This is a genomic window from Verrucomicrobiales bacterium (assembly GCA_016793885.1).
GTDB lineage: Bacteria > Verrucomicrobiota > Verrucomicrobiia > Limisphaerales > UBA11320 > UBA11320.
In genome coordinates, this window is the sequence record JAEUHE010000231.1 from 21,294 (window position 1) to 44,355 (window position 23,062).

Annotated in this window: 9 protein-coding genes; 5 read left to right on the forward strand and 4 right to left on the reverse strand. The window is 59.5% G+C overall.

Annotated elements, in window-relative coordinates:
• The first annotated feature begins 21 nt into the window (after positions 1–21).
• Positions 22–7,770: a hypothetical protein gene (locus JNN07_25165; protein MBL9171047.1), complete on the forward strand. Its 7,749-nt coding sequence runs from the start codon at positions 22–24 to the stop codon at positions 7,768–7,770.
• A 68-nt stretch (positions 7,771–7,838) separates the two neighbouring features.
• On the opposite strand, the gene JNN07_25170 is transcribed toward JNN07_25165, so the two are convergent.
• Complete coding sequence (locus JNN07_25170; protein ID MBL9171048.1) at positions 7,839–9,779, reverse strand: VacJ family lipoprotein; 1,941 nt, start codon at positions 9,777–9,779, stop codon at positions 7,839–7,841.
• A 135-nt stretch (positions 9,780–9,914) separates the two neighbouring features.
• Positions 9,915–12,350: a discoidin domain-containing protein gene (locus tag JNN07_25175; GenBank protein ID MBL9171049.1), complete on the reverse strand. Its 2,436-nt coding sequence runs from the start codon at positions 12,348–12,350 to the stop codon at positions 9,915–9,917.
• 363 nt (positions 12,351–12,713) lie between these two features.
• On the opposite strand from JNN07_25175, the gene JNN07_25180 reads away from it, so the two are divergent.
• Positions 12,714–13,034, forward strand: coding sequence for an RNA-binding protein (locus JNN07_25180; GenBank protein MBL9171050.1), 321 nt, complete (start codon positions 12,714–12,716; stop codon positions 13,032–13,034).
• A gap of 119 nt (positions 13,035–13,153) precedes the next feature.
• Here the strand turns inward: JNN07_25180 and JNN07_25185 are convergent, their stop codons facing one another.
• Both JNN07_25185 and JNN07_25190 read right to left on the reverse strand, forming a co-directional pair.
• Positions 13,154–14,740 (reverse strand): hypothetical protein, encoded by a 1,587-nt coding sequence (locus tag JNN07_25185; protein ID MBL9171051.1) that lies wholly within the window; start codon positions 14,738–14,740, stop codon positions 13,154–13,156.
• A gap of 333 nt (positions 14,741–15,073) precedes the next feature.
• Complete coding sequence (locus JNN07_25190) at positions 15,074–17,794, reverse strand: hypothetical protein (protein ID MBL9171052.1); 2,721 nt, start codon at positions 17,792–17,794, stop codon at positions 15,074–15,076.
• Between the two features lie 929 nt (positions 17,795–18,723).
• Between JNN07_25190 and JNN07_25195 the strand changes: the two genes are divergently transcribed.
• The 3 genes from JNN07_25195 (at position 18,724) to JNN07_25205 (ending at position 22,987) form a co-directional block, all read left to right on the forward strand.
• A complete protein-coding gene (locus JNN07_25195) occupies positions 18,724–19,377 on the forward strand; it encodes a response regulator transcription factor (protein ID MBL9171053.1) in 654 nt (217 codons plus the stop codon).
• A 112-nt stretch (positions 19,378–19,489) separates the two neighbouring features.
• On the forward strand, positions 19,490–19,873 hold the full coding sequence (locus JNN07_25200; GenBank protein ID MBL9171054.1) for a response regulator transcription factor: 384 nt from the start codon (positions 19,490–19,492) through the stop codon (positions 19,871–19,873).
• Between the two features lie 48 nt (positions 19,874–19,921).
• Positions 19,922–22,987: an immunoglobulin domain-containing protein gene (locus tag JNN07_25205; protein MBL9171055.1), complete on the forward strand. Its 3,066-nt coding sequence runs from the start codon at positions 19,922–19,924 to the stop codon at positions 22,985–22,987.
• Positions 22,988–23,062 lie beyond the last annotated feature (75 nt).

Consider the following 23,062-nt stretch of genomic DNA (forward strand, 5'->3'; position numbering starts at 1 on the left):
CGACCGGCAGGCTCGTTTTCCATGAAAACCGTCAATTCACCTGCTTCGAGTTTTCCTGAACGGACGCGCCTCTCACTCTTCCTGGCCTTCATCGGCTTGAGCCTGCTTTCGGGATCAGCCGACACCATCACCTGGACAAATGTCGCAGGAGGGACCTGGGGGAGAGCGACACACTGGAGTCCAGGCAGAGTTCCCACGATCGCGGATGATGTCCTGATCACCACGCCTGGCACTTATACCATCACTCAGGATGTTCATTCGGTGGCTGCCAGCCTCACCCTCGGTGCCGCCACGGGAAGCCAGACACTCGTGGCCAATGGGCGGAGTCTGACGGTGGCTCAAACTCTCCTCATCGGTGCCAACGGAGTTCTCACTGAGAACAACAATCTGACGAGCGCCGTGGCGCGAGTGGAGGGGCGTCTCAACTGGACAGGCGGCACGCTGGTGGGCCCGTTGGGTCGCACCGGGCTGGTGGACGTCGCGGTGGGCGGACTCGTCACGATGACCAACAACGCCGGGAGGACCCTCACTCGCATGGGTGTTACCAACGGTGGACGGATTCTGTGGACGCAAGGCAGCCTGACCAGTTCTGGAGGAAACATGGAGTTCTGGAATCTGAACCAGTTTGAGATCGGTCCCAACTCCCCAGCGACGGCATCCTGGGCGCCCTCCGCTGCCACGATCACCAGTTTTCTCCACAATACCGTGAGCGGTCGAGTCCTGAAGACCGGCAGCGCCGCTGCTCGCCTCGATGCTCGCCTGATCAATGAGGGGACCATCGAGGTTCAAGCCGGCACTTTGGAATTCTCCGACGGGGGCACTAACTCCGGACCGATCGCCATCAACGCTGGCACCACGCTGCAGATCTCCGCCGGCGTGTTCGATTTTGTGGGCGGCCAACTCACCGGCGACGGGACGAACCTGATCTCCGGAACCGCAAGGGTTCGGTATCTCGCCGGTGCCCAATTCGGGGCTGGGTCCTATCTCCTCGATGTGGCGGGCGGATCCCTCGACTTCGAGACAGGGGCGGCACCCACGGTCAACAGTCTAAGGGTTCGCGGTGGGGTCCTAGGTGGCAGCGACACGCTGGAAATCAACGGCCGATTCACTTGGAATGGCGGCAGCTTCGAAGATCTCACTCTCATTACTCATGGAGGGCTGTTTATAACCCCGACCGCCGGCGTAGCCTTAAGTTGGCGAGGAGGGCGAATCGACAATTGGGGCAACGGGGCATGGACAAACGGGAGCATTCAAACGATTTCTCAGGGGACTCAGGCCACACTCTCTAACCACGGCCGCCTTGACTTCATGCAGGGGGTCAACTGGAACGATTCAGGGAACCCCGGCGCTCGGATCGTCAATGAAGGCCTCATCCGTCTTCCCGAAAGTACCCAGGCGACTTCCCTAGGAGTGTTTCTGGAGAACCGCCCATCGGGGACGCTTCACGTGACCAACACCGATCTGACTCTCTCCAAAGGGGGCTACAACGAGGGACGTGTGGAAGTCGCAGGAACTGGATCGATGAAGCTTACCGCCACAAGCGTTCCATTCGAATTGCGCCCCGGATCTCAACTGGTGGGCAATGGCCTCCTTCAGATTAACGGTCTCCTCAAATGTTTTTCGGGTGTCGAGGTCGGTGATCCATTGATGCACCTCCGTCTCAACTCCGGCCAGCTTCTTCTCAACCAGGACTGCACATTTTCGGCCGGAGAGGTCGAGCTGGTCGCCGGCTCCGTCGCGGGACCTGGGCAACTGGTGGCCCATGGAGAAACACATTGGCAACAAGGGGATCTCCGAACGAACGTGTTCCTGAATTGCCTCGGCGGCCTGACCATCGATAGTCCAACCACCGCACCCCATTCTTTCAGCGCAGGGATCGTGCGCAACGCCGGGGTTGCCCACTGGTCGGCGGGGCTCACACAAACCACGCCTGGGCCCTCGATCATCACCAACGACGCTGGCGGGACTTTTCAAATGGACGACGGGGTCCGATGGAGTTCCCCGGGCAACACGCCCAACCGCTTAGTAAACGAAGGAACCTTCACGCGAAATCCCGGTGCAGGCACGGTCCAGATCGAAGGACATTTCGACAATGCTGGAACCAATGTCCTCCGCGGATCGCTGAGTCTCAAACCGAATGTGGGAGTCTACCATCAGACGGCCGGAAGAACTGTGTTCGAGGGTGGCGGATCCCTCCGAGCCGACGGAGGAACGCAAATCGACGGGGGCACGTTCGATGGCAATGGCGAAATCGACTCGGCCGTGACCAACGGCGGAACGATCCGTCCCGGTGCGAGCCCGGGACTGTTGCACCTCCTTCGACAGTTTGTCCAACTGCCCTCCGGCAATTTGGAAGTCGAGCTGACCGGCACCGCAGTGGACCAATTTGACCGCCTGTTGGTGGATGGCTCCGCAGCCCTCGACGGTCTGGTCAGCGTGTCCTTTCTGGGAGGGTTCACCCCTCAACCCTCCGACACTTTCAAATTTCTCACGGCGACCGGCGGGAGAACCGGGGCGTTCGCCGATCTGGCCGCCCCAGCGGGCCCACCTTGGCTGGCCTTGGGCGAGCTCGCGGACGGAGCCCAACTCAGCGTAATCACTGGCCCACCCCAGCTCTCCATCTCCCTGCCGTTTCCCTCAACCACCCTCACCGCGGAGCAATCGGTTGACATCGACGTCTCCTTGTCATTTCCGGGTGGCAACGTTGCAAACGTGAGTTTGACCGCCATCAGCGGGGACCAGTCCATTGTTCCCAACGCGAACATTACCTTCACGGGGACTGGCCGCGTGAGAGTGATGCGCATCCGTCCGAACGTGGGGAGCTCCGGGTCCACCGTAGTCACCGTAACGGCAACTGGCGAAGGGGGCCGAACCGCCAGCGCCTCGCTGAATCTGGTCGTTCTACCTGCCCCCCCCCAAGGAATGCTGGTGTATGAACCTTTTGACTACACACCTGCAGCAGGCCCGCTGTCCCTCAAGGCTGGTGGCTTTGGATTCAGCGGACCTTGGGGTGCCGCCAGTGGGTTCACTTTGGATTCTGGATCACTGCCCTATCCCAACATGCAGCAGGCGGGACATCACGCGAAGGTTCCCTCGCAGCCGATCAGTGCGCAAACCATCGCGCGTCGGTTGTCGACCCCATTGGGTACCCCAGGGACGGTCCGCTATCTGAGTTTCCTCGCCAGGCCGGCCGGAACCCTCGGGGCGGGCGGGGGCAACGGCTATTTCGGACTGCTGGCCGATGCCTCGGTCGGATTGGACCTATTCGTGGGTAAGCCGGGTGGCGGCGACTTCAACCACTGGGTGGTGGAGGATGCCGGGGGAGCTAGACAAGTCACAAGCTCCCAACCGGCACTGGTAGGAACAGCGGCCTGGCTAGTCATCAAGCTGGAGTTCTTCCCAGGCAACGATCGTATTTCCCTGTTTGTGAATCCGATCCCAGGCCAACCAGAGCCCGTGACGCCGAATGCGCTCAGGACCGATCGCGACCTCGGGGAGATCGCCGGGCTGGCCCTGACTTCGACGGGAGCATGGGCGATCGATGAACTGCGAGTGGGAACAACCTGGACCAGTGCCACACCCGATTCGGCCTATCTGGTCCCCTTGGCTTTGCAATCCGTGGGCACCTTGAAAGCCACGGAGGGAACGGCGCTCCGATTTACACCCTCGCTGCAATCGGTCGTCACACCGCGTCAGCCCATTTTCGAGCTGGTTGCTAGCCCTCCGGGCATGACGATCGACGCCAATACTGGGGCGCTCTTCTGGCTTCCGGATGAAAGGTCAGGAGGTACCCTGCCTGCGGTCACCGTTCGGGTCCACGATGAGCCATTGCCGTCCACGGGTCAGGCCGAAGTCACTTTCCAAGTCGACGTTCAGGAAGCGAACAGTCCTCCCGGGTTGAACCTCGCCTCCAACGCAAGCTTGGAGGTGGCTCCAGGGACGCCTTACCGGCTCCAACTCGGATTCATCGACAGCGATCTGCCTGCCAATACTGTGGTCTTCGCACTCACCCCTAACACCGGTCCGGTCGGTCTGACGGTTTCCCCCGACGGCCTACTGGAGTGGACTCCGCCGGTCGATGCACCTCTCGGCCCGCTGACAGTGCGTGTCCGTCTCACCGACTTCAACCCCAGCGCCCCAGCCAGCTCGCAACACCTAACCACCGATGCCCGATTTGACCTCACGATAGTAAAGCCCAACGCGGACTTGGCGGTCCGTCACGTCCTCGCGCCTCGAACGGTGGCCCAGGGCCAGACCGCCCAGTTCCAATTCGAGATTGAGAACCGGGGACCCTCGATAGCTAACCAGTCACAATTCACGTTTCAATCTCCTGAGTTTCTAGGAAATCCCGCCCGACTCGCACTGGTGAGCGCTTTCAACAACCGCGGCACCTACCAATTGCAAGGCGACAAACTGATCTGCGATTTGGGGAATCTGGGGGTGGGAGAAAAGGCGGGCGTCTTGATCGAGCTCAGATTCTTGAGCGACAGCACGACGTCGTTCATGACCTCCGCCAAGTCGAGCCTGGTGGACTTCAATCTCAGTAACAATGGAGACGCTGGAACAGTCGAAGTCGCCGAGCCACCCCCTCAAAACCCTACCCAGTGGCAGTTCACCAAGATTGAGGAACTGGGGGATACCGGTTACGGAGCGTGCCTGGCCACCGATCGAAAAGGATTACCTCACTCGATCTGGTTCAACCGCAGCCAACGCCAGATTCACTATGGGACCTGGGATGGGCTGAGATGGACGGGGCGCCTGCTGAACGCGCCATTCAGTCCCCAAAGCGCTTCACCCAGCACAGTGTCCGCAGACATCAGCACTCCGTTGTCGATGGCGGTAGACGAGAACTACCGAGTTCATGTGGCTGGGGCGATTCAACGCAGTGATTTAAGTCGAGCGTTGGTGTACTCCACTCCAAATCGTGACAACGACCCAGCGGCCGAGTGGGTGGTGGAAGAGGTGTTCCCGGGGCCAGTGTTTAGTCCGATTCTGCACATTGGCCCGGGCACCTCGCCGTCTCGCGATATCTGGTTTGTGGCTGCCGGGACGCTGAACCGCGCCACTCGAGGTGCTAGCGCCGTGGCGAGCTGGGGGACTGAGACATTTCGCCTCCCAGACGGTTGGAAGGTATCAAGTTTTGGAACCACCATCGCCCCCGTCGAAGGAGAGCAGGTTTTTCTAGCGGGCGAGCGTCCTGACGGAACGGTGGCACTGCTGCTGTTCGATGTGCACTCAAGCCAACTGCAAGTCCTGGACGAGTTAGCCAAGAGAAGTGATCGCCCTATCCATATCTCAGCGAAATCGATCCAAGAATCCACAGCTGCCGCCTACACCCGATATCCCGTGGAGGATGGACTTCCAGAAATTGCCTACGTTCATCAACAGCCGTCCGGGTGGAAGATTGAGTTGGTCAACCCACAGGACCGTTGCAGTCGCCCCTCGCTAAGTGTGGACCAACAAGGCGCACCCCTCGTCGCGTTCACCTGCACCGAACAGACGGCCAATTTCACGGTATTTGAAGACCAGGATCGGTTTTATCGACGGCTTTGGTACACGGCCCGGTTCGACGGATCGGTCTGGGCTCTCAACCGGATCTATGAAACCGAGGAGATCACCGTGGGGCTCACGCTCGAACAAAAGCGAATTCCGCTCGACCATCCGATCGATCCAGCACTGGCTCTAGGCAATTCGCTGGACGGCTCGCCCATGATTGTATTTCACACGGGGTGGCCGAACGAGAATGTGGTCTTTGGCACCCTCGCTCCTCGCTGGACGCCAATGCCCACCGTCGCCACTTTAGGTGAAGGGGTGAACGTGGCTCCTGTCCTCTCCCTCGATTCCTCTTCCTTACCCCATGTCGCCTGGTCAGACAGCCACCAAACCGCTACCGACATCCTGAATCACAAGTGGCTGTTGCCCGGCTTCGCGTACGGGGCCTCTCCTCCGCAGATCTTGAGAGGAGCGATCCACCGCGATGGGCTGCTCCACACCCGATCCGGCGAGCTGCTCGCATTGGTGACCGATCCACTGAGTGACCGTGAAGCGAAAGCGCTGCGCTGGACGACGGGAGTCACCCCCTGGATGGACGACGCTCTTCCGCCAGGCTTACGAGGAGCCGGAGATGGCAAAGTGGGTCTGGTGGAGTTGGTCAATGAAGGCTCCTCGATCAGTGTCCCTCTCCAAATCGCTCTCGGCTTTGATGATCAAAACCGGCCGACAACCTACGACACCACCTCCTTTTCCTCCTGGCTGGCTGCGCGCACGGCCAATACGGTCTCCCCGAACCCTGGACTCCCTCCCGTGACTGCTACATTCGCGGCAGGCATCGGCCGATTTGAGACGCCTGCGGCCTATGTGGCCTACGTGGTGAAGGACCAAACATTCCGTATTCGCGTCGCAAGATTCGAAGGCTTCGTCTGGCGGGAGGATCAGGAGATTCTTCAGGTCAACGATACCCTACCTCCACTGATCGATTTGATGTGGACCGATCATCCTCCCTACGATGATATTAGCAACCTCGGCTACCTCTATCTTGCCTACACGCTCCCCGCGCCCAACGGCCAGCGCTCCGTTGCAATTGCACGCCGTCACCTGACCAAGTTGAACACGGAACCTTGGGAATTCATTTCCCTCGCCAACCTCCCTCCGAGTTATATCCAGAGTTTGCGCCTGAAGGGGGTTGAAGAGTCCCTACGTCTGGCCGTATTCGGCGCCGGGCGGGCCCTGTTGGTTTCTTCCGAAGGAATCCTCGACACCAATAAATTAGGGCACGCTGCAGTAGAACGACTGCCGATATCGGGGACACCGGTGAATGTGGACATGGCGATGACCGACTCCCGAGTGTGGCTCACCTACCAGAACCAAGACCGCGTCGAACTGGTTGGGAGCGGCGGATTCATCACGTTCTCAGGGAATGAGATACCTCGGAGTCCAGGCTTAGTCCCTCCGATCATTTCCCTTGGGGCATCCTGTGAGAATCACGAGGATGATGCTGACTGCTATACTTGCTTCTTTCTAATAAAGGCCTTTGCAAACCGCTGGGTTTCAGGACTCCCATCCCCCAATTCCCCTGCCCCACCGCCCTTGATCAAGACACTAAGTCACTCATCGCCTGTCGATGACACGTCGATCAACATGGTCCCTAGCTTCTACCGAATCCGCGACCTCATGAATCAAACCTCGGAAGGGAAACGTTTGGTGGATCTTTATTATCGATTCGAGGGGACAGCGCGGCAGATCGCGAACCGGAATCCAGTCCTTTATGTCCGATCCTATCAGATGTCTCTAAACTATCTTCCCGCCCTCGCGGCTTGGCTGGCAGGCCGCGGATCCGAAGTCACCATCACTCGCGAAATGATCGAGCAGCTGAACTCCCTATGGGATACGTTCGCCGCACTCGGTGATGCGGATCTCAAGGCCGCCTTGCTGTCTGAGCGCGCGCGGTTTCATGGCTTCGACGACTTCATCGGCAAGAACATGGATGACTGGGCCGCCCTGCTCCAAATCCCCAGCACGGCTCCGAACCGCCTCCAGATCCTCAAAGCCGCGTTTGGTGGGGATGGCTTCTTTGTCACCCTCACGCCGCAACCGGGCTCCAATTACACCTTGGTTCGGAAAAGCGACGTGGAGGGCGCTACCTGGACCAGGGTAGCCAACCAGTCCCAACGCACCGTGGCGGATCAACTGGTCCTGAACGATCCACAGCCGCCCAATGGAAGGGCATTCTATCGAGTGGAAGCCGCTCCGGAGTTACCGAACCTCAAATGAGTGGCGGCCGCCTCCGTCCGTTTGAATCCAAACCCACACACAGGCAAATGGACGAAACCGATCTTCGTCTACAAATCCGTCAATGCGCGCCGGATCGCTTCTTGGACCTCCGAGGTGCCCAGATTGCCCATATGACCGCCGCGACCAAAGACCGTGATTTGCTCGGCTCGGAAGGAATTTCTGAGCCAGTCCAGATCTTCCCGAGGCAGCAGGAAATCATTCTCATTCGTAATGATCCACACCTTGGGGTTACTCTGTAGCCCCTCACTGTAGGTTCTCAAATCACCCGCCCGATCCAGGGCGCCAGGCGCGGCGAGATCAACTCCCCGCGAATGGTAGTAGGGCACCGCAAACCTCTGAAGATACTCGGCAAACGAATAGCGAAGAATCTCGTCGTAAACCGGCCCTCGACGAGAGCTGCGAATTGCGTGCTCCAGCACTCCCAGGTTGGTCCGCTGCTGGCTGCTGAAAATGACATCGCGTAGTTTGAGGCGAAAGCTGAGTCCAATAAGAAACTTGGACTCGACCGCGCTGAAAGGCACAGCCGAGGTTGAAACTTGTGACCCCTGCACGGATGACGCGATCTTCAGCAAGGCATTTTCCATGTTGGCAGTGCGCTGGTGCGCGGGCCAGGCGAGTGGGGCGTGATAAAAATCATCCAATCGAGAGATACCGTAACTCAACCTAACCGGAGCGTTAATCGCCACAAAGCGGTCAAACCGGAGGAGGGCAGCATCGCTCGCCTTCCCCGATCCAGCCAGGAACAGCGTATGGAATCCCCCCATCGAATAACCCATCAGGGCTCTAGTAGTGAGGCGCTCCGGATGCCGTCGAACGAGATATCGATCCACCTCAGTGAGCGCGACATGGAGATCGTGGGCATCCACCGGAGTGTAACCCGGCACCGCAGCGGTGGAGGCGTGGTCCATGAACTCCGGGTTATACGGACTGCTGACGCAGACCACCGAATTTCCTTTTTGATAGGCCAACTCGGCCAGCGCCAGGGTCATGTCTGTCAACCGATGCGATCCCAGTCCCGGAACCAGATATACGATCGGCGCGCGGTTCGGTTGGAGCCAGAGGGAGAACTTTAACGTGTTCCCCGTGGACGGTATTTTTATCGACTTGGTCTGACCGCGGCCGGGAAAGCCAAGTTCCTTGAACGACACCCGGGTGGACCCAAGGGTGTCCAGTGAAGCGGGATCGGTCTCCCCATGTAAACCGAGGTCGGGCGAGCGCGGGCTGCGAGCGAAGGTCCACGCGTACTGGAGCATGGCATAAGGATCTGCTTCGGCCCGCGCGAAGCGCACGTAACTGTCAACGCTGTCGGTAAGGTTGTTGTAGGTCACCCCGTAGGTGTAAAACGTGTACGGACTGATGAAGGACAGCGCACCTTCGCGGCCGCTGCTTTGGGGGGTCACGTAGTGTAGTGGATCGGCCGCCGAATCGCAGGCCAAACCAAGCGCATCCCGCTCGTTGCTGGGACCAAACACCGGAAGCATCAGATAACAGGCGGGATTCCAGCCCCACCGTCCAAACGTCTGACCGAAATCGGCGTCGGATTTCGGAATATGCCATCGCGTGGCCACGTCCACAAAACCCGCCCCGCCGGCCAAGGTGTTGCAGAGAAATCGATCCGATTCATCCATCGCCCCGCGCCAGCGCCCTTGGAGCAGGTTGTTCAGCAGGCGGCCCGGATAAGTGACGTTGCGGCCGAAGTTGGCAATACCCTGGCGAAGCGGCTTTCGAATGACAAACCGATACACTTTGCCCGTGGGCTTGACCACCCACGTCATGAGGCCGCGGTTCACACCCCACATCGCCCGATTAAACGGTTCGAGAGGATCGGGAACGGAGGGCGGGAGGTGGATGATTTCTGCCTCCGGGGCGACTGCGCCTGCTGGCGAGGACTGGTGGGTCGTGTTGGTGGCCAAGGTCGATTGCGCCCACACATCACCCGCCCAAAACCAAAGAATAAACAACGCTATCCGTCGTGCGTCCAAGTGCATCCTCATCAAACAATCCATGGCTCACCCTAACCTACGCAGCTCGCAGGGAGCAGCAAAATAAAGAAAGGCCGGACCCGAGGGCCCGGCCTTTGTGACAATATCAGGTGAGCGGCCGACTCGGCCGTCTCAATCAGGTTACTTTCTCACCGCACGGTAGAACTTCGCCTGAGCACCAGCGGTAGGCACGCGGAACGGATTCGTTGCGCCTGCCACTTCGGTGTAAGGACCTTCTACCTTGGAGGCTTCCTCCAGGACGATCGCGCCGGCTCCGGCCCAGGCCACGACGGCGTCACCCTGGTAGCTGCCCACCGCCAGCGAGGGGCTGGCCGCGCTCCAAACCTGGACTTCGGCGATGTTGAGATACCCCTTGGTCGGATCCTCGAACTGCCGCTCAACTCGAACCGTTTTGCCGTTCACCGGCGGGTTGATATCCAGGGTCAACGGATCCTCGGGCGTGCCTTCGGCCGCGTAAGTGTATTCCACCCCGCCAGTCGCGTTGAGCACCGTCACAATGAGATTGTCGCTCCGATCGCCGCAGCAGTCGGTCCGACGATAATAAACGATCTGACCGATCGACTTCACACCGCCGAGGTCGATTGACAGCCAGGGATTGACTTCATTGTCAGAGTGGAACACGGAGTTGCCGCCCCAGTTTCCATCGGTGTTGCCGTCGATCGCATACGAGGGCGGGCCACCAAAGGCGGTGGAGGAGGCGGTCGCCACAGCGTCCTCGGTGAGGGAACCGTTCGCCGGACGGATGTAAGCCCCGCCGACCTTCACCGTAGCCACGGTGGTGGTCAGGTTGCCGAGCGGGTTGGTGATCTGGAGCTGATAGTCACCAGCCTCGCTGGGAACGATCTGACTCAGGGTCAACTTGGCGGTCTTCGAACCTTTGACGTACTTGCCGTCGGTCAACGGCACACCGTTGCGAGTCCAGCGGTAGGTGTTCGGACTGCCCGAGGCGGCTGCTGTCAGCACTACTTCCGAGCCGGCGAGCACTTCAGTGCCGGACGGATTGGTCTGAATGGCTGCGGCAACGTTCTTGATCTCGAACACGCCGAAACCACCGTTTTCCAGGGCGACGTACGCATAGGACTTGCCCAAGTTCGCGGGCGCAGTCAGGTCGGGCACCACCTCGAGCCAGGACTCGGTGGTGTCGAAGTCAGGTTCAACGCTGCCGCCGTAGTCGAGCAGCACATCGTCTTCTTTGACCGGGATTACATAGGACGACTTTCCGCTGGCGATGCTGCCATCCAAACGATGGACTGCCACCCAAGCGTAGGTGTAGAAACCAACGTCATAGGAAGAGGCGGAAATGGACACGAGGTAGTCCAGCTTCGGGTTGGTATCCAGAGCCACGCTCCAGTTACCATCATACCGATCTACGCCATCAACGCCGCGTTCCAAAGGAAGCCCATCCTTACCAGCTGCCTCCCAAACGAATTTCGGGAAATTGCCAGCCTCGGCTTCGTCTTGCTTGAACAACCGTACGTCGGGCTGGTTGTTGTACGGATCGCTCGGGGTCGGGTTGTCCGGATTGGAGGTATAACGATTCGGACGAGCCTGCCAGCCGCTGCCGGGGTAGTGACCACTGTAGATCACTTCCAGGTTGGGCCGAGCGGGATCCGAACTGACCTGAACACGTCGGCTAGAAGTGCCGCCGAGCGCGAAGTCGTTCCGGCGGGCGTTGTTGCCTCGATCATCCACCCGCGCGAACGGAGTGAAGGTAAGGCCGTCCGTGGTCTTGAAGAGCTGAGGTTGCTGACCGATACGCCACGTGCCGCCACCGGCCGCGATGATGGTATCCAAGCCATAACCATAAACCCGAGTATTCCGCCAGCGCCAGGCGCGCCAGCTGCCTTGTTCGCCCGAAGTGGAGGCGGTGCCGGAAAGTCCATCACCGATGCCCGCTTCTGGCTTTACCGCGCCGTCCGCCTCGTCCAATCCGGGAAGCGGCTCTTCCCAAGCGATGGTAGGCGTCGTTTCCCAGCCGGTGCCGTCTGCTTTGGGAGCATAGCGGAGAATCAAGTGGCGATAGCCGCTGTAGATCGCGCGTTTGGTAGGATCGGGATTCTCGTCCAAAACCGGGCGCCAAAAAGCATAGCCCTTATTGGCCTGATAACCGGTTTGACCAGCCGTCACATCATAGTCGATCAAGTCGGCCGGCCGCAGGCTCTCCGACCACGCGACACCGAGAGGCTTGCCGGTGGCGGCCTCCAACCAAACCAACGAACGGTCCGGAAACTGCGCAGCCTTGGCCAACTGCTCAGGGGTCACGTCCGGGCTCAGCTCATCAATACCATTCTCAGAAACGGCCAGGAGCAGGCGGTTGGCATCATAGGGAACGAGCCGCGAATAGATCGCCAGCGACTCACGTCCGTCGCGGAGCAACCCGTCGGGCATTGCGATAACCGGCTGGTTCTCCGGCTTGTTGAGGATTGGAAGCACATTGGCAGGATCCACGTTGACGGTTCCGTTGATGTGCTGAACCCAGACCGGTGTGACTTCCTGGGCAGAAGTATGTAATGCAGCCGCCACTGAGAACAGTGGGGTTAAATAACGTAGTTTCATGGAAGGTTACTTAGTAGTTAACAAACGCATCGAGATTTGTCTGATCGCGGAATCCCCGATGACGATCTGATGTCTAGGCGAAGTGACATAGTCCAGCAAGTCTGATTTTGCTGAAATCCGGTCCGGAACTTCACAAACGCCGAGGTTTTAACCCTGGGCGCTCAGCCGCCCACGCGAATAGTTGAAAATAGTTGTGGCTATTTCACCAGAACCCGCCATGGTGCACCCATATCTGTTAGATTACTAATCTCTTTCAAGGCATGGTAGATCTTCAAGGAACTCAGTTCAGTGATGATTTTAGACCCGATGTTCGGGAACAGTCTTCTGGAAAGGAAATGGTTCTTCGGACAGTAAAACATCACTATGAGCAATAAGCTATTTGTAGGAAATCTTTCCTTCAACACCACTGAAAACGATCTTAACGACGTTTTCGCTGCACACGGCACCGTCACCGAAACGAACCTCATGATGGACCGGGAAACCGGCCGTCCTCGCGGTTTCGGATTCGTGACGATGAGCTCGGCTGAAGAAGCCAACAAGGCGATCGAAGCCTTGAACGGCAAGGATATGGACGGACGGGCTTTGACCGTCAACATCGCCAAGCCTCGTGAAGAACGCGCCCCGGGCGGCGGCGGCGGTCGCCGTGAATACGGCGGCGGCGGTGGCGGTCGCAATCGCTACTAAGAGTTCAGTAGCCCAATTTTAGACGCAGCGAGGCCCGGTTTCCGGGCCTCGCTTTTTTATGTCCTCGGCGGATGGACCCGTGGGGGGCTTAACCTAAAAAAGAGAAAGGAAACCACGGATTAAGGCAGCACGATGCGGTAAAAGGCACCTTCGGCCGGGGGATTGGCGTCCTGATACTCGACCTGGCCCTCGGCATTGGCGACCACGGTCTGGATGGTCGTCCACCCCAGCAGATCGGGACTGCGCTGGAGCAGATAGGACTGGCCCACCGTTCCGAAGAACGTCAACTCCACCGAGTCATCGGCGGACTGATAGGTGATGGTGGGGTTAGGCAGAGGTGGTGCTGAGGCGAACCCAGTGAACACGTAAACCGCGCCGGACCGATTCGCCGTGGTGCTGTCTTGATGGGCACTGAACACAGCGGTGTTGCCATCGATGGCCATGGATTGGGTGAATCGCACGCTGCCTGGAACGGAGTTGGTAAGGCGCGCGCGCGTGGCCCAAGCGCCATCCGATCCACGCTCAAAGACATAGGCCGCGCTGCGGGAGCTATTATGCGCACCCACGATAACCAAATCGTCCTGAACCGCCACGTCGTTCCCGAACTGATCCACCGCACTGGCGAAAATACCGGTAAGACCAAAAGGTTTGAGATACGCGGTTTGCGTCCAGTTGGTGCCCCCCGCAGCCCGGCCGAACACATAGGCGGCACCGCGATCCACGCTCGCCGGCTGGATCACGTTCGGATTTTGCTGCGACCCATTCACACCCTCCGCCACGCTATCCTCAAACGGAGCCCCCACCACGACGGTGGACCCAGTCTCATCGATCGCTACCGACACACCGAACTGATCATTCGGATCGGTGTTCGAAGCCTTCAGATAGGCCTGCAAGATCCATCCAGGCCCCTGCCCTTGCACATCAGGGAAACGACGATAAATATAGGCGGCACCCGATCCCGGGCTGGTGACGTCGTTCTGAACCCCGTTCACACCCGTGGCCTTACTGGATTCCTTGGGAGCTCCAACCACCAGCCATTCTCCGTCCTTCGACAGCGCGATCGAGCGACCGAAGTCGAAGGAGAAAGCCACCCCGACTGGCTCCCGGCCCATGAGCACGGACTCGAGGGTCCATTGTCCACCCACCAATGAATAAATATGGGCAGAGCCTCGGCCGCTCAACTGACCGACCGCCATCCGTCCGGGAGTCATCGCGATCGATTCACCAAAGTAATTGCCCTGAATGACCAAGGTCGACCCTATCTTGCCGGCCACCTCCCAGTCTCCATTCGCACCCGTCGGTTTGAAAAGATACACGAAGCCCAGATTGGCGTTGGTCGTGAAATTCGGCTCGCGAGAGGCCACCACCGCCAGCCAGTCGTCGAGCAGAGCGACTCGGTAGCCGAAATTGGCCAGGCTGGCAGAACCATTCCCAGGGAAGAACACGATCTGCTTCTGGGCCCACTCCGTCCCGGACCTCGCGAAGTAGTAGGCCCGGTTGTAGGGTCCGCCACCCGCACTCCAATTACCCACCACCAACTTGTTTCCTCGGAGGGCAACATCGGTCCCAAAGGTCCCAAACGGAACCGGATCAGAGGGCTTGAGATAGGCTTCCTGACTGAAAGGGCCAGCGGCTCCCAGCGCCGACGCGGTCAAAACGCAAGCCACCGCCATCCAGGCACACTTCAAAACATTCATAGAACTCATAAGGGATGATCGTGGACCCCGTGGAACGTTGGTTAGGGCCTGACCCTCCGAATCACTCACTTAACGGCATCTTTACTACACTATCGTCCGGCAAACGCAAGCCTGCATCCGGATTCTGCGGTTTGGGGGTGTGATTAGAAGTGGGTGAGATCCTTCTTTCCGCCATGGGGATTCCCGACTCCGTCGATGTGAAAAAGCTGTAGAGGGCTACAGCAGTCCATGACGCTTCGCGAGGTACTACCCATTAGGGAGCGCGGCAGCCCTCTCCCGCTTTAGCTCCCCAGCGGAGCTGGCATCTTCCACCAATCTCACCGATGTTTGAGGGTCTTGCGGCTACGGGTCCTCGGAACTCAGCTCCCGAAACCGGTAGAACCGTTCCGCGTGATCTCCCTCGGAGACGTCGACAAACTCCTCGGGATCCTGAGTGGTGCCAATCTCCTCCCAGAGCACCAAATCGCTCGAAGCGTCCACCGCCCACGTGATGGGTTGTGAGGCAACCGATTCCTCCTGCAGTGAGGGGGCAGGCAACGGAACGACGACATGGCGGTGATAGCGGTTGTGCCGCCACAGCAACACCTTCATGCGGCGGGTCAAAGGCTGTCCGGGAGTCAAGAAGGAGTCGCGAATGCTCGCACCCGCCGAACTGCGAAGGGTCGACGATCCACTCAACACATAAGGGGGCGGATACACGTCCGAGGGCGGCCGAGCCAGGCTGACGCTAATGCTCTCGGTTGGCTCGGCCACCCCATCAGCAATCGCTTTGATTAGAATGGTCGAGCGCGCGCTCCCGGCGGGAATAGTGACGACTCCAGACATCTCCTCGTAGTCAACGCCGTGAAGAGCCGTCCCCCCCAGCGAATAGGGAACCGTCAAACTCTCGGCCAGGTTTCCAACCCGCTGCACCGTAAACGACGCGGTGCGGTTGAAGGATTCATTCTCGATGGCTTGGGAATCCGCCGTCTTGATATAAACCACTGGTGTCAGTGCCGGCAGCACAAAATCGCGAATGACCAAGCTCGCCATGGAGTTGGTATACAGAAGGTAACTCGAGGAGCTCGGCACCGGAATCGACGAGGGGCGCAGATGGATCTGCACATACTCAGGCGACTCCGTTACGAGATCATGAATGGGTGCGATGACAATGTCCGTGCTCGTGGCCCCAGCCGGGATCGTCGCTACACCCAGGCTGGGAAGAACCACATAGTCGATCCCATGCTGCGCCTGCACGGGAATGGGAAAGCGCAAGGGAATGTCGCGCGGCCGCGCCGTCAACTGGTAGTTCACGCTCAGGGGAAGGTCGGTAGGCCCGACCCGTGAAATGGTGAAGACACCGACATTGGCCACACCCGCACCTGGAGCCGTCTCCTCCGCGTCGCTATCCGTGGCGGCGATGGCCACGACTGCAAAAGGAGTGGGCTCTGTATCGTTATCCAAGAGGGTGGCGGTGGCCACCGAGTTGGTGGTCAGATCATAGTCAAAGTAGCGCACCGGCAGGGCATAAGGATCGAACGGAGGGGTGTGGAACCCACCTTCGGTAAACTGAACGATTCCTTCAAACGTTCGTTCAGTAAAAACAAAGGGATAGCTCAGGGTCAACGTCAGGGCCTCGTTCCCTTCCTGCATCGCATCTTCGACCGGCTCCACCTCAATCACAACCCGGGTGGTCCCTTTGGGAAAGAAGGCATAGCCATAGTCAGTCGGTCCGATCGGCCAATACATCGGCCAATTGGTCTGGCTGTAGCCGGCCGGAGGATGAAAATCGAGACCGGGTCCGGGGGAAGTCAGGCGGTAAACCACATACTGATCGGTTGGCATCGGAACATCGACGGTAATGGCAAAGGCTGCCGGATTCGACGGCCCGCCCATCGGGCCCTCGGCAGCTTCCGCATCCAGCGCCTCGACCGACATTTTAGAAATGATCGGCGGGATGTTCGTGACAATGGACTGCACCACCGAAGAGGAACCCATCTGACCCGAGTTCGACCAGGCCCTGGCACGAAAGGAATGCAGGCCGGCGCGCACATTGGTGAGTGTGGTGGTGAACTCGAAAGGCGTACCCGGCAGCGGAGGAGTCACGTGAGTCACCCCATTCGAGGCGATCACCGTTGGACCATCGGTCAGCACAAAGCGCACAATATGCCCCAGCGGATCCACGGCGGAAACCGCCACCTGGATAGTGCCCGGAGCAGCTTGGCTGCTTCCGGCAACGGGAGAAGTAATGGTGACTGCCGGCGGAGGCGGAAGATCCTCCGAGATGAGGTTCATCGTACCGCTCGTGACCTGACCCAACGCGTAAGCGTCGACCGGCGGCGGAACTTCACCGCCCCTGGGATGAGGCATCAGGGTCAGGATCACCGATTCGGAGGTCTCGATGAGCGTATCATTGATCGCCACCAGGGTGAGGTCGCCGAACGTCGCGCCGGCAGGAATGATGACCCTGTCTGCCGATACCTGATAGTCCGCTCCCGGGGTCGCGCTGCCTCCCAGGGTGTAAAGCACCTCCAACGGGACACTGAGATTGCCTTCCCGAAAAACGCGAAACGAAACCGCATTGCTGAGCGACTCCAACATCTGCGCTCCCAACGATGCTACACGAACTACCGCTCGGGGAGGAAGGCTGGGGTCCTCATTATCCTGAATCCTGACCTCCGCACGATCAGCACCGATACGGTAAGGCACCGCGGCACCGGAGTTGGTTTCATCCTCCAGGTCGATGCGGATCTCCTCGTCAGCCTCCGTGAAAGCGTCATCTCTCACCCGGATGGGGATGTCCAAGCTGGAACTGCCAACGGGAATTACCACGAAGCTCCCGATGGCATTTCCAAAAGTATAGTCCGTGCCCTGGATGGCATTTCCGGCCACCTTGACCCAAACGGTCAGCGGTGCCGAGGTCGCCCCAGTGCGAGTGATCCGGATGAGCCCCGGATTCTCGGGTTGCCCCGCCAGGGTCTCCGCCGCGCTGCCGTCGGCCACCAGGATCGTAACGGTCGTTTGAGCCGCTGCCACCCGGGCCAGGATCCCCAGGAGGCAGAACATCAACAGGTAGCTTCGCATAAGATGAGTCGAGAGTCTAAGACACCTCTAGCAAAACCCAGGCCAGGTCAAAACCACGAAAACCATCAGTAAATCCATTGCTACGAGTTGAGCGCCTGGGAGAAAGGGCCCAGAAGCCAGGCCAGGCTGGGCCGCACAGCCCATTCAGGAGAGCCACCCTCCAGAATCCAAGTCTTGGCGGATCCGTGTCATCCGAGAAATCCGTGGTTTCCATCAACCCTTCTAGGTTTAGCCGCAAGAAACGAAAGATGACGAAAAAATGGTCGAACCCAGGAAATCAGTCACCCTACCTCCGTCCGCTTCTTTCGTCTCTTTTCGTTCTTTGCGGCTAATGCGGCAGTTCCGGCGATCGGGGTCCCTCGGGCTTTGGGCAGCAGAACTCTTCGAGGCTTCGTGGCCTCGTTGGCTTTGTGTGAAAAAATCGGGGGGATATGGGGAGCGTTTGCCATGGTCAGACTATCAGTCGTCCGCGGAACGAATACCCCGTCGATGGGCCGAGACGGCCCATGCTACACTGTGGCGGCAGAGTTCATCCCCCGCTGGACCGAGTGTGTTTAAAAAGCAGCTGATTATGGGGTATCCCGACTCCGTCAGGGGGGGGAAAGCGGCACAGGTGTACACGACGAATGAACTTTAAGCCGGGTCGGATCGGTTCTCGATCAAATCCAAGACGCTTCGCGAGGCAGCTACTCCGTTTGGAGTGCTGTAGCCCTCTACAGCTTTTCAAGACCGGACGGAGTCGGGTATCCCCCCACTCTGAATCACCCCGCCGGGCCGACGGCCCAATTGACGACTCGACCGGCGAGGGGCGGGCCTCTTAAACTGGCCTCTCGTGTTTCCGCGCGCCACCATAAAAAATTGCACGCCTTCCGGGGCTACTACGTCCCAGCCTCAAGTTTTCCACTCCACTGCCCCACTGACACCCACCCATGAAAGCTGAAATTCGGATTCTGATGGCGGATGATCACCCGGTTTACCGCGAAGGGCTGCGTCAGATCATCAGCACCGATCCCGTCATGAAGATCCTGCGTGAGACTGGGAACGGGACCGAGGCACTCCTGCTAGCCAGGGAACTCAAACCTCATATTGCCCTCCTCGACATGGATATGCCGGGAATGAACGGACTGGATGTCGCACGGGCCCGGAAGAAGGACCAGCTGTCGTTCGAAATTATCTTTCTGACCATGTATCGCGAGCGGGACATGTTTAACGAGGCCATGGATCTAGGCGCCAAGGGATACGTTCTGAAAGACAGCGCCGCCGGCGAAATCCTTCAGAGCATTCGCGCGGTCGCAGCGGGCGACTACTACATCAGCCCCGCCATCTCCGGACTTCTCGTGAGCCGAACGAATCGTTCCGCCGGAGCAGAAGGCCAAAAGCAAGGGCTCGACACCCTCACCCCGGCGGAACGTCGCATTCTCAAGCTCATCGCCTCGGACAAGACGAGCAAAGAAATCGCAGAGGAGCTTGGCCTCAGTCCGCGCACGGTTGAGAACCACCGCACCAACATGAGCGCCAAGCTTGGACTGCAAGGGAGCCACAGCCTGCTCAAGTTTGCCTTCGAGAACAAAAATCGCCTGTAACGTTTAATCGGCCTGCTAGGTAGAAACACTCAGGCGTCTGAGTAATCTCCGCCTCTTCACACGGGAGTTCACCTCTATTCACAGGAGAGAGTGTCTGCCTCACTCTCCAACCGTGAACAGCACTCCGAGAACCGCCGGTCGCCCCATCAAGTTTCTGGTCGTTGATGATCACGCCGGTTTCCGAAAGACTCTTCGCGCGTTCCTCCCCTCAGGGAGCGTGACCGAATGCGGGAGCGGGCTCGAAGCGCTTGTGCTCTATGCTGCCGAGCAGCCCGACTGGGTGCTCATGGACATCGAGATGCCAGTCATGGACGGACTCACCGCCACCCGGGAACTCCTGGCCCGATTTCCGAAAGCGCGGGTCATTCTGGTGAGCAATCATGACGGCGAGGAATTCCACCTTAAGGCCCGGGAGCTGGGGTCCTATGGATTCGTGCATAAGTCCCACTTGGAGGAAGTCCCCCGCCTGATTCACAGCCACGATTTAGCCTACTAACAACGGAACACAAATCCTCATCCACCCACCCATTGAATCAAAAGACCCATGAAACCAACAAAGCCTCAGATTCGTCCCCATAGGAGAGAGCTTGGCATCGCGCTGGTTGCGATGCTGGGCAACTTCGGCCCGGCCTACTCGAGCGCGCAAGCGCAGCCGTTCAACATCGATACGGGAAGTCGCGAGATCGTTCGCTCCTTCTACAATCGAGTCTACCAGGCCTCCGAAGGAGTGCCCATCGGTTGGACCGGCGATATTGCGAGCTGCAACGCGGGCACCGTATCCCCGGCCTACCAAGAAGCGACGCGTCTCCGGGTGAACTTCTTCCGCGCGATGGCCGGACTCCCGTCCAACATCACCTTCAACGACGCCAACAACGCCAAGGCGCAAGCTGCTGCGCTGATGATGAGCGCCAACAAGCAGCTCAACCACCAACCGCCAACCTCCTGGACCTGCTACACTCAATTAGGGAGCGATGGAGCACCTTCCAACCTCAACATGGGCAGCACCGGACCGAAATCCATCGACAGCTTCATGCAGGATGGAGGTGACAACAACGCCGAGGCGGGACACCGACGGTGGATTATGGTGCCGGAACAACTGACGATGGGATCGGGCCACATCCCCGGGACCAGCAGCACCGACTGGCAGAGCATGACGGCAGCGCTCTGGGTTCACGACCCACGCGCCCAGCAACGACCGCCGACTCGCGAAGAGTTCGAAGCGTGGCCGCCCAAGGGTTATGTGCCCTATCAAATCGTCTATCCGCGTTGGTCCTTCGGTCTCTCCGGCTCGGATATGGCAGGCGCGACCGTGACCGTGCAGCGTGCCGGCCAGTCGCTCCCCATAAAGATTGATTCACGATCCGGTGGCAACCTGGTGTTCATCCCCAACAACCTGAACCACAGCGCCAGCTGGACCAGACCGACCGCGGATGATCCCCACGTGGTGACCATCGGCAATGTCATGGTCGGCGGGACGGCACGCAACTACTCGTATACGGTCACCATCTTCGATCCCCAGGTGCCGAGTGCGGATTATGCGCGCACCGCAGTGACCGGGCCTGATCGCCCGAACCTGAATCAGGACAACGCCTATAACTTCTCCGCTGTCCCCATCGCCACGGGATACCAATGGCGCGCGACCAAAATCACCGGAGCCAACCTCACCGATGGCGCGGAAAGTGGCCTGGCGAACTTCGACGCTGCGGGAGGAATTGGCAACCCAGTGAACACCGCCGTCAAAGCGACGGGGGCCAGTTCCTTTCGACTGCACCGAGTCAGCGGCGCAGCCCCACAAACACTCACCCTGAAGCGGACTCTCCTGGCGGGCCCCGCAAGCCAGATCACCTTCAAGAACCGGTCTCTGAGCACCTCCTCATACGCGTCGACCGTCCAGGTTTCCACCGACGCAGGAGCGAGCTGGCAAACGGTCTTCACGCAAGCGGGATCGGATACGAGCGACGCCGGCTTCACGGATCGGATGGTCTCCTTGGCCAGCCTCGCCAATCGCCAATTTCTGCTGCGATTTGCACTCGAAAACACCGGGGGGCCTTTCTACACCGGGGACAACCCGGGATGGTACATCGATGACATCACGCTCGTAAACCTTGAGGAGGCGTTCCCCAACCCGATCATCAACACTGTGGCGGCCGGGACCACCTTCAACTTCAGGCCAACCGAGGCCGCCGACTTCGCACTGGATGTGCGTCCGCAGGTCTTCGGCAACTACTTCGAGGAATGGGGCAATTCCCTCCGGGTGTCCACCTCCACCACCGTTCCCACAGCTCCGACCATCGGCTCGCAACCCCAAAGCCAGACGGTCGTGGCTGGCGCGAACGTCACCTTCTCGGTGACCGCCCAAGGCACCGCCCCCCTGAGCTATGTTTGGAAGCGCAACAACACCGACCTGGCTGATGGAGCAGGTGTTCAGGGTTCCCGCACGGCCACGCTGAACCTGCAGAACGTCCAAGCCGCGCAAGCCGGCAGCTACACCGTGCAAATCAGCAACGGCGCCGGCAACGTTACCAGCACCCCGGCCACCCTGGTGCTGGGCGAAGCTCCGAGCCTGGCGACCGCTCTTGATACAACCGGCCTCACCTGGACCACGGCTGGCGCGGTCGGATGGCAGGTTCAAACCGCCACTACTCACGACAACGTCGATGCTGTCCAAAGCGGCAAGATTGCCGACAGCCAGGAAAGCACTCTGGAAACGGTCATCAATGGCCCGGCCACCGTAGCCTTCTGGTGGCGGTCCGACTCGGAACAAAACTTCGACTTCCTCAGTGTGGAACTGGATGGAGCCCTGCAGTTCCGCATCTCGGGAACCATCGCCTGGGAGCAGAAAACCGTGGCCGTGCCGGCCGGAACCCACACCCTGCGGTGGGCTTATCGCAAGGATACCAGCGACTCGCGCGGAGCTGACGCCGGCTGGGTAGATCAGGTGGAAATCCGCCAAGCTCAACCCCCGCCCAGCCTCGGCGATGCCCTCGACAACAACGACATCCGCTGGGCGGCTGCCGGCGATCGCCCCTGGTTCGCTCAGACGACCACCACTCGCGACGGGACCGATGCCGCTCAAAGCGGGCCGATCACGGACAACCAGAGGAGCACTCTTGAAGCAACCGTGGTCGGACCGGCCAACTTGTCCTTCTGGTGGAAGGTCGATTCGGAACAGAACTACGACCTCCTCAGCTTCGAGTTGGACAACGCGGCCGCAGCCAGCGCGGCTCCCATCTCGGGTTCGGTAAACTGGGAGCAGAAGACAGTGCCCATCCCCGCCGGCACGCACACCATCCGCTGGGTCTACACCAAGGACGCCAGCGCCTCGAGCGGGGCCGATGCCGCCTACGTGGATCAAGTGGTCCTGACCAAGCTAACCCCTGGCGAAGCGGGCGAGCCCGGGCCTAAACTGGAATACACCCTCAGCGGAACCAAGCTCCGCATCACCTGGCCGGAAGCAGCCGAACGGTTTAAGCTGCAATCCGCCACGTCCATCACGGCTGGAAATTGGACGGACGTGTCCGAGAACGACATCTCCAAGGAAGAAGGTGAGTTCTTCACCACGGTCATCACCTCCGCGGGCACTCGCTTCTACCGACTGGTGGACCAATAAGCAGCTGATCCCATCGGTCTCGCCGATGACCTCGAACTGAATACCCAACGTGGTATCCAACAGCAGGCCCAACTA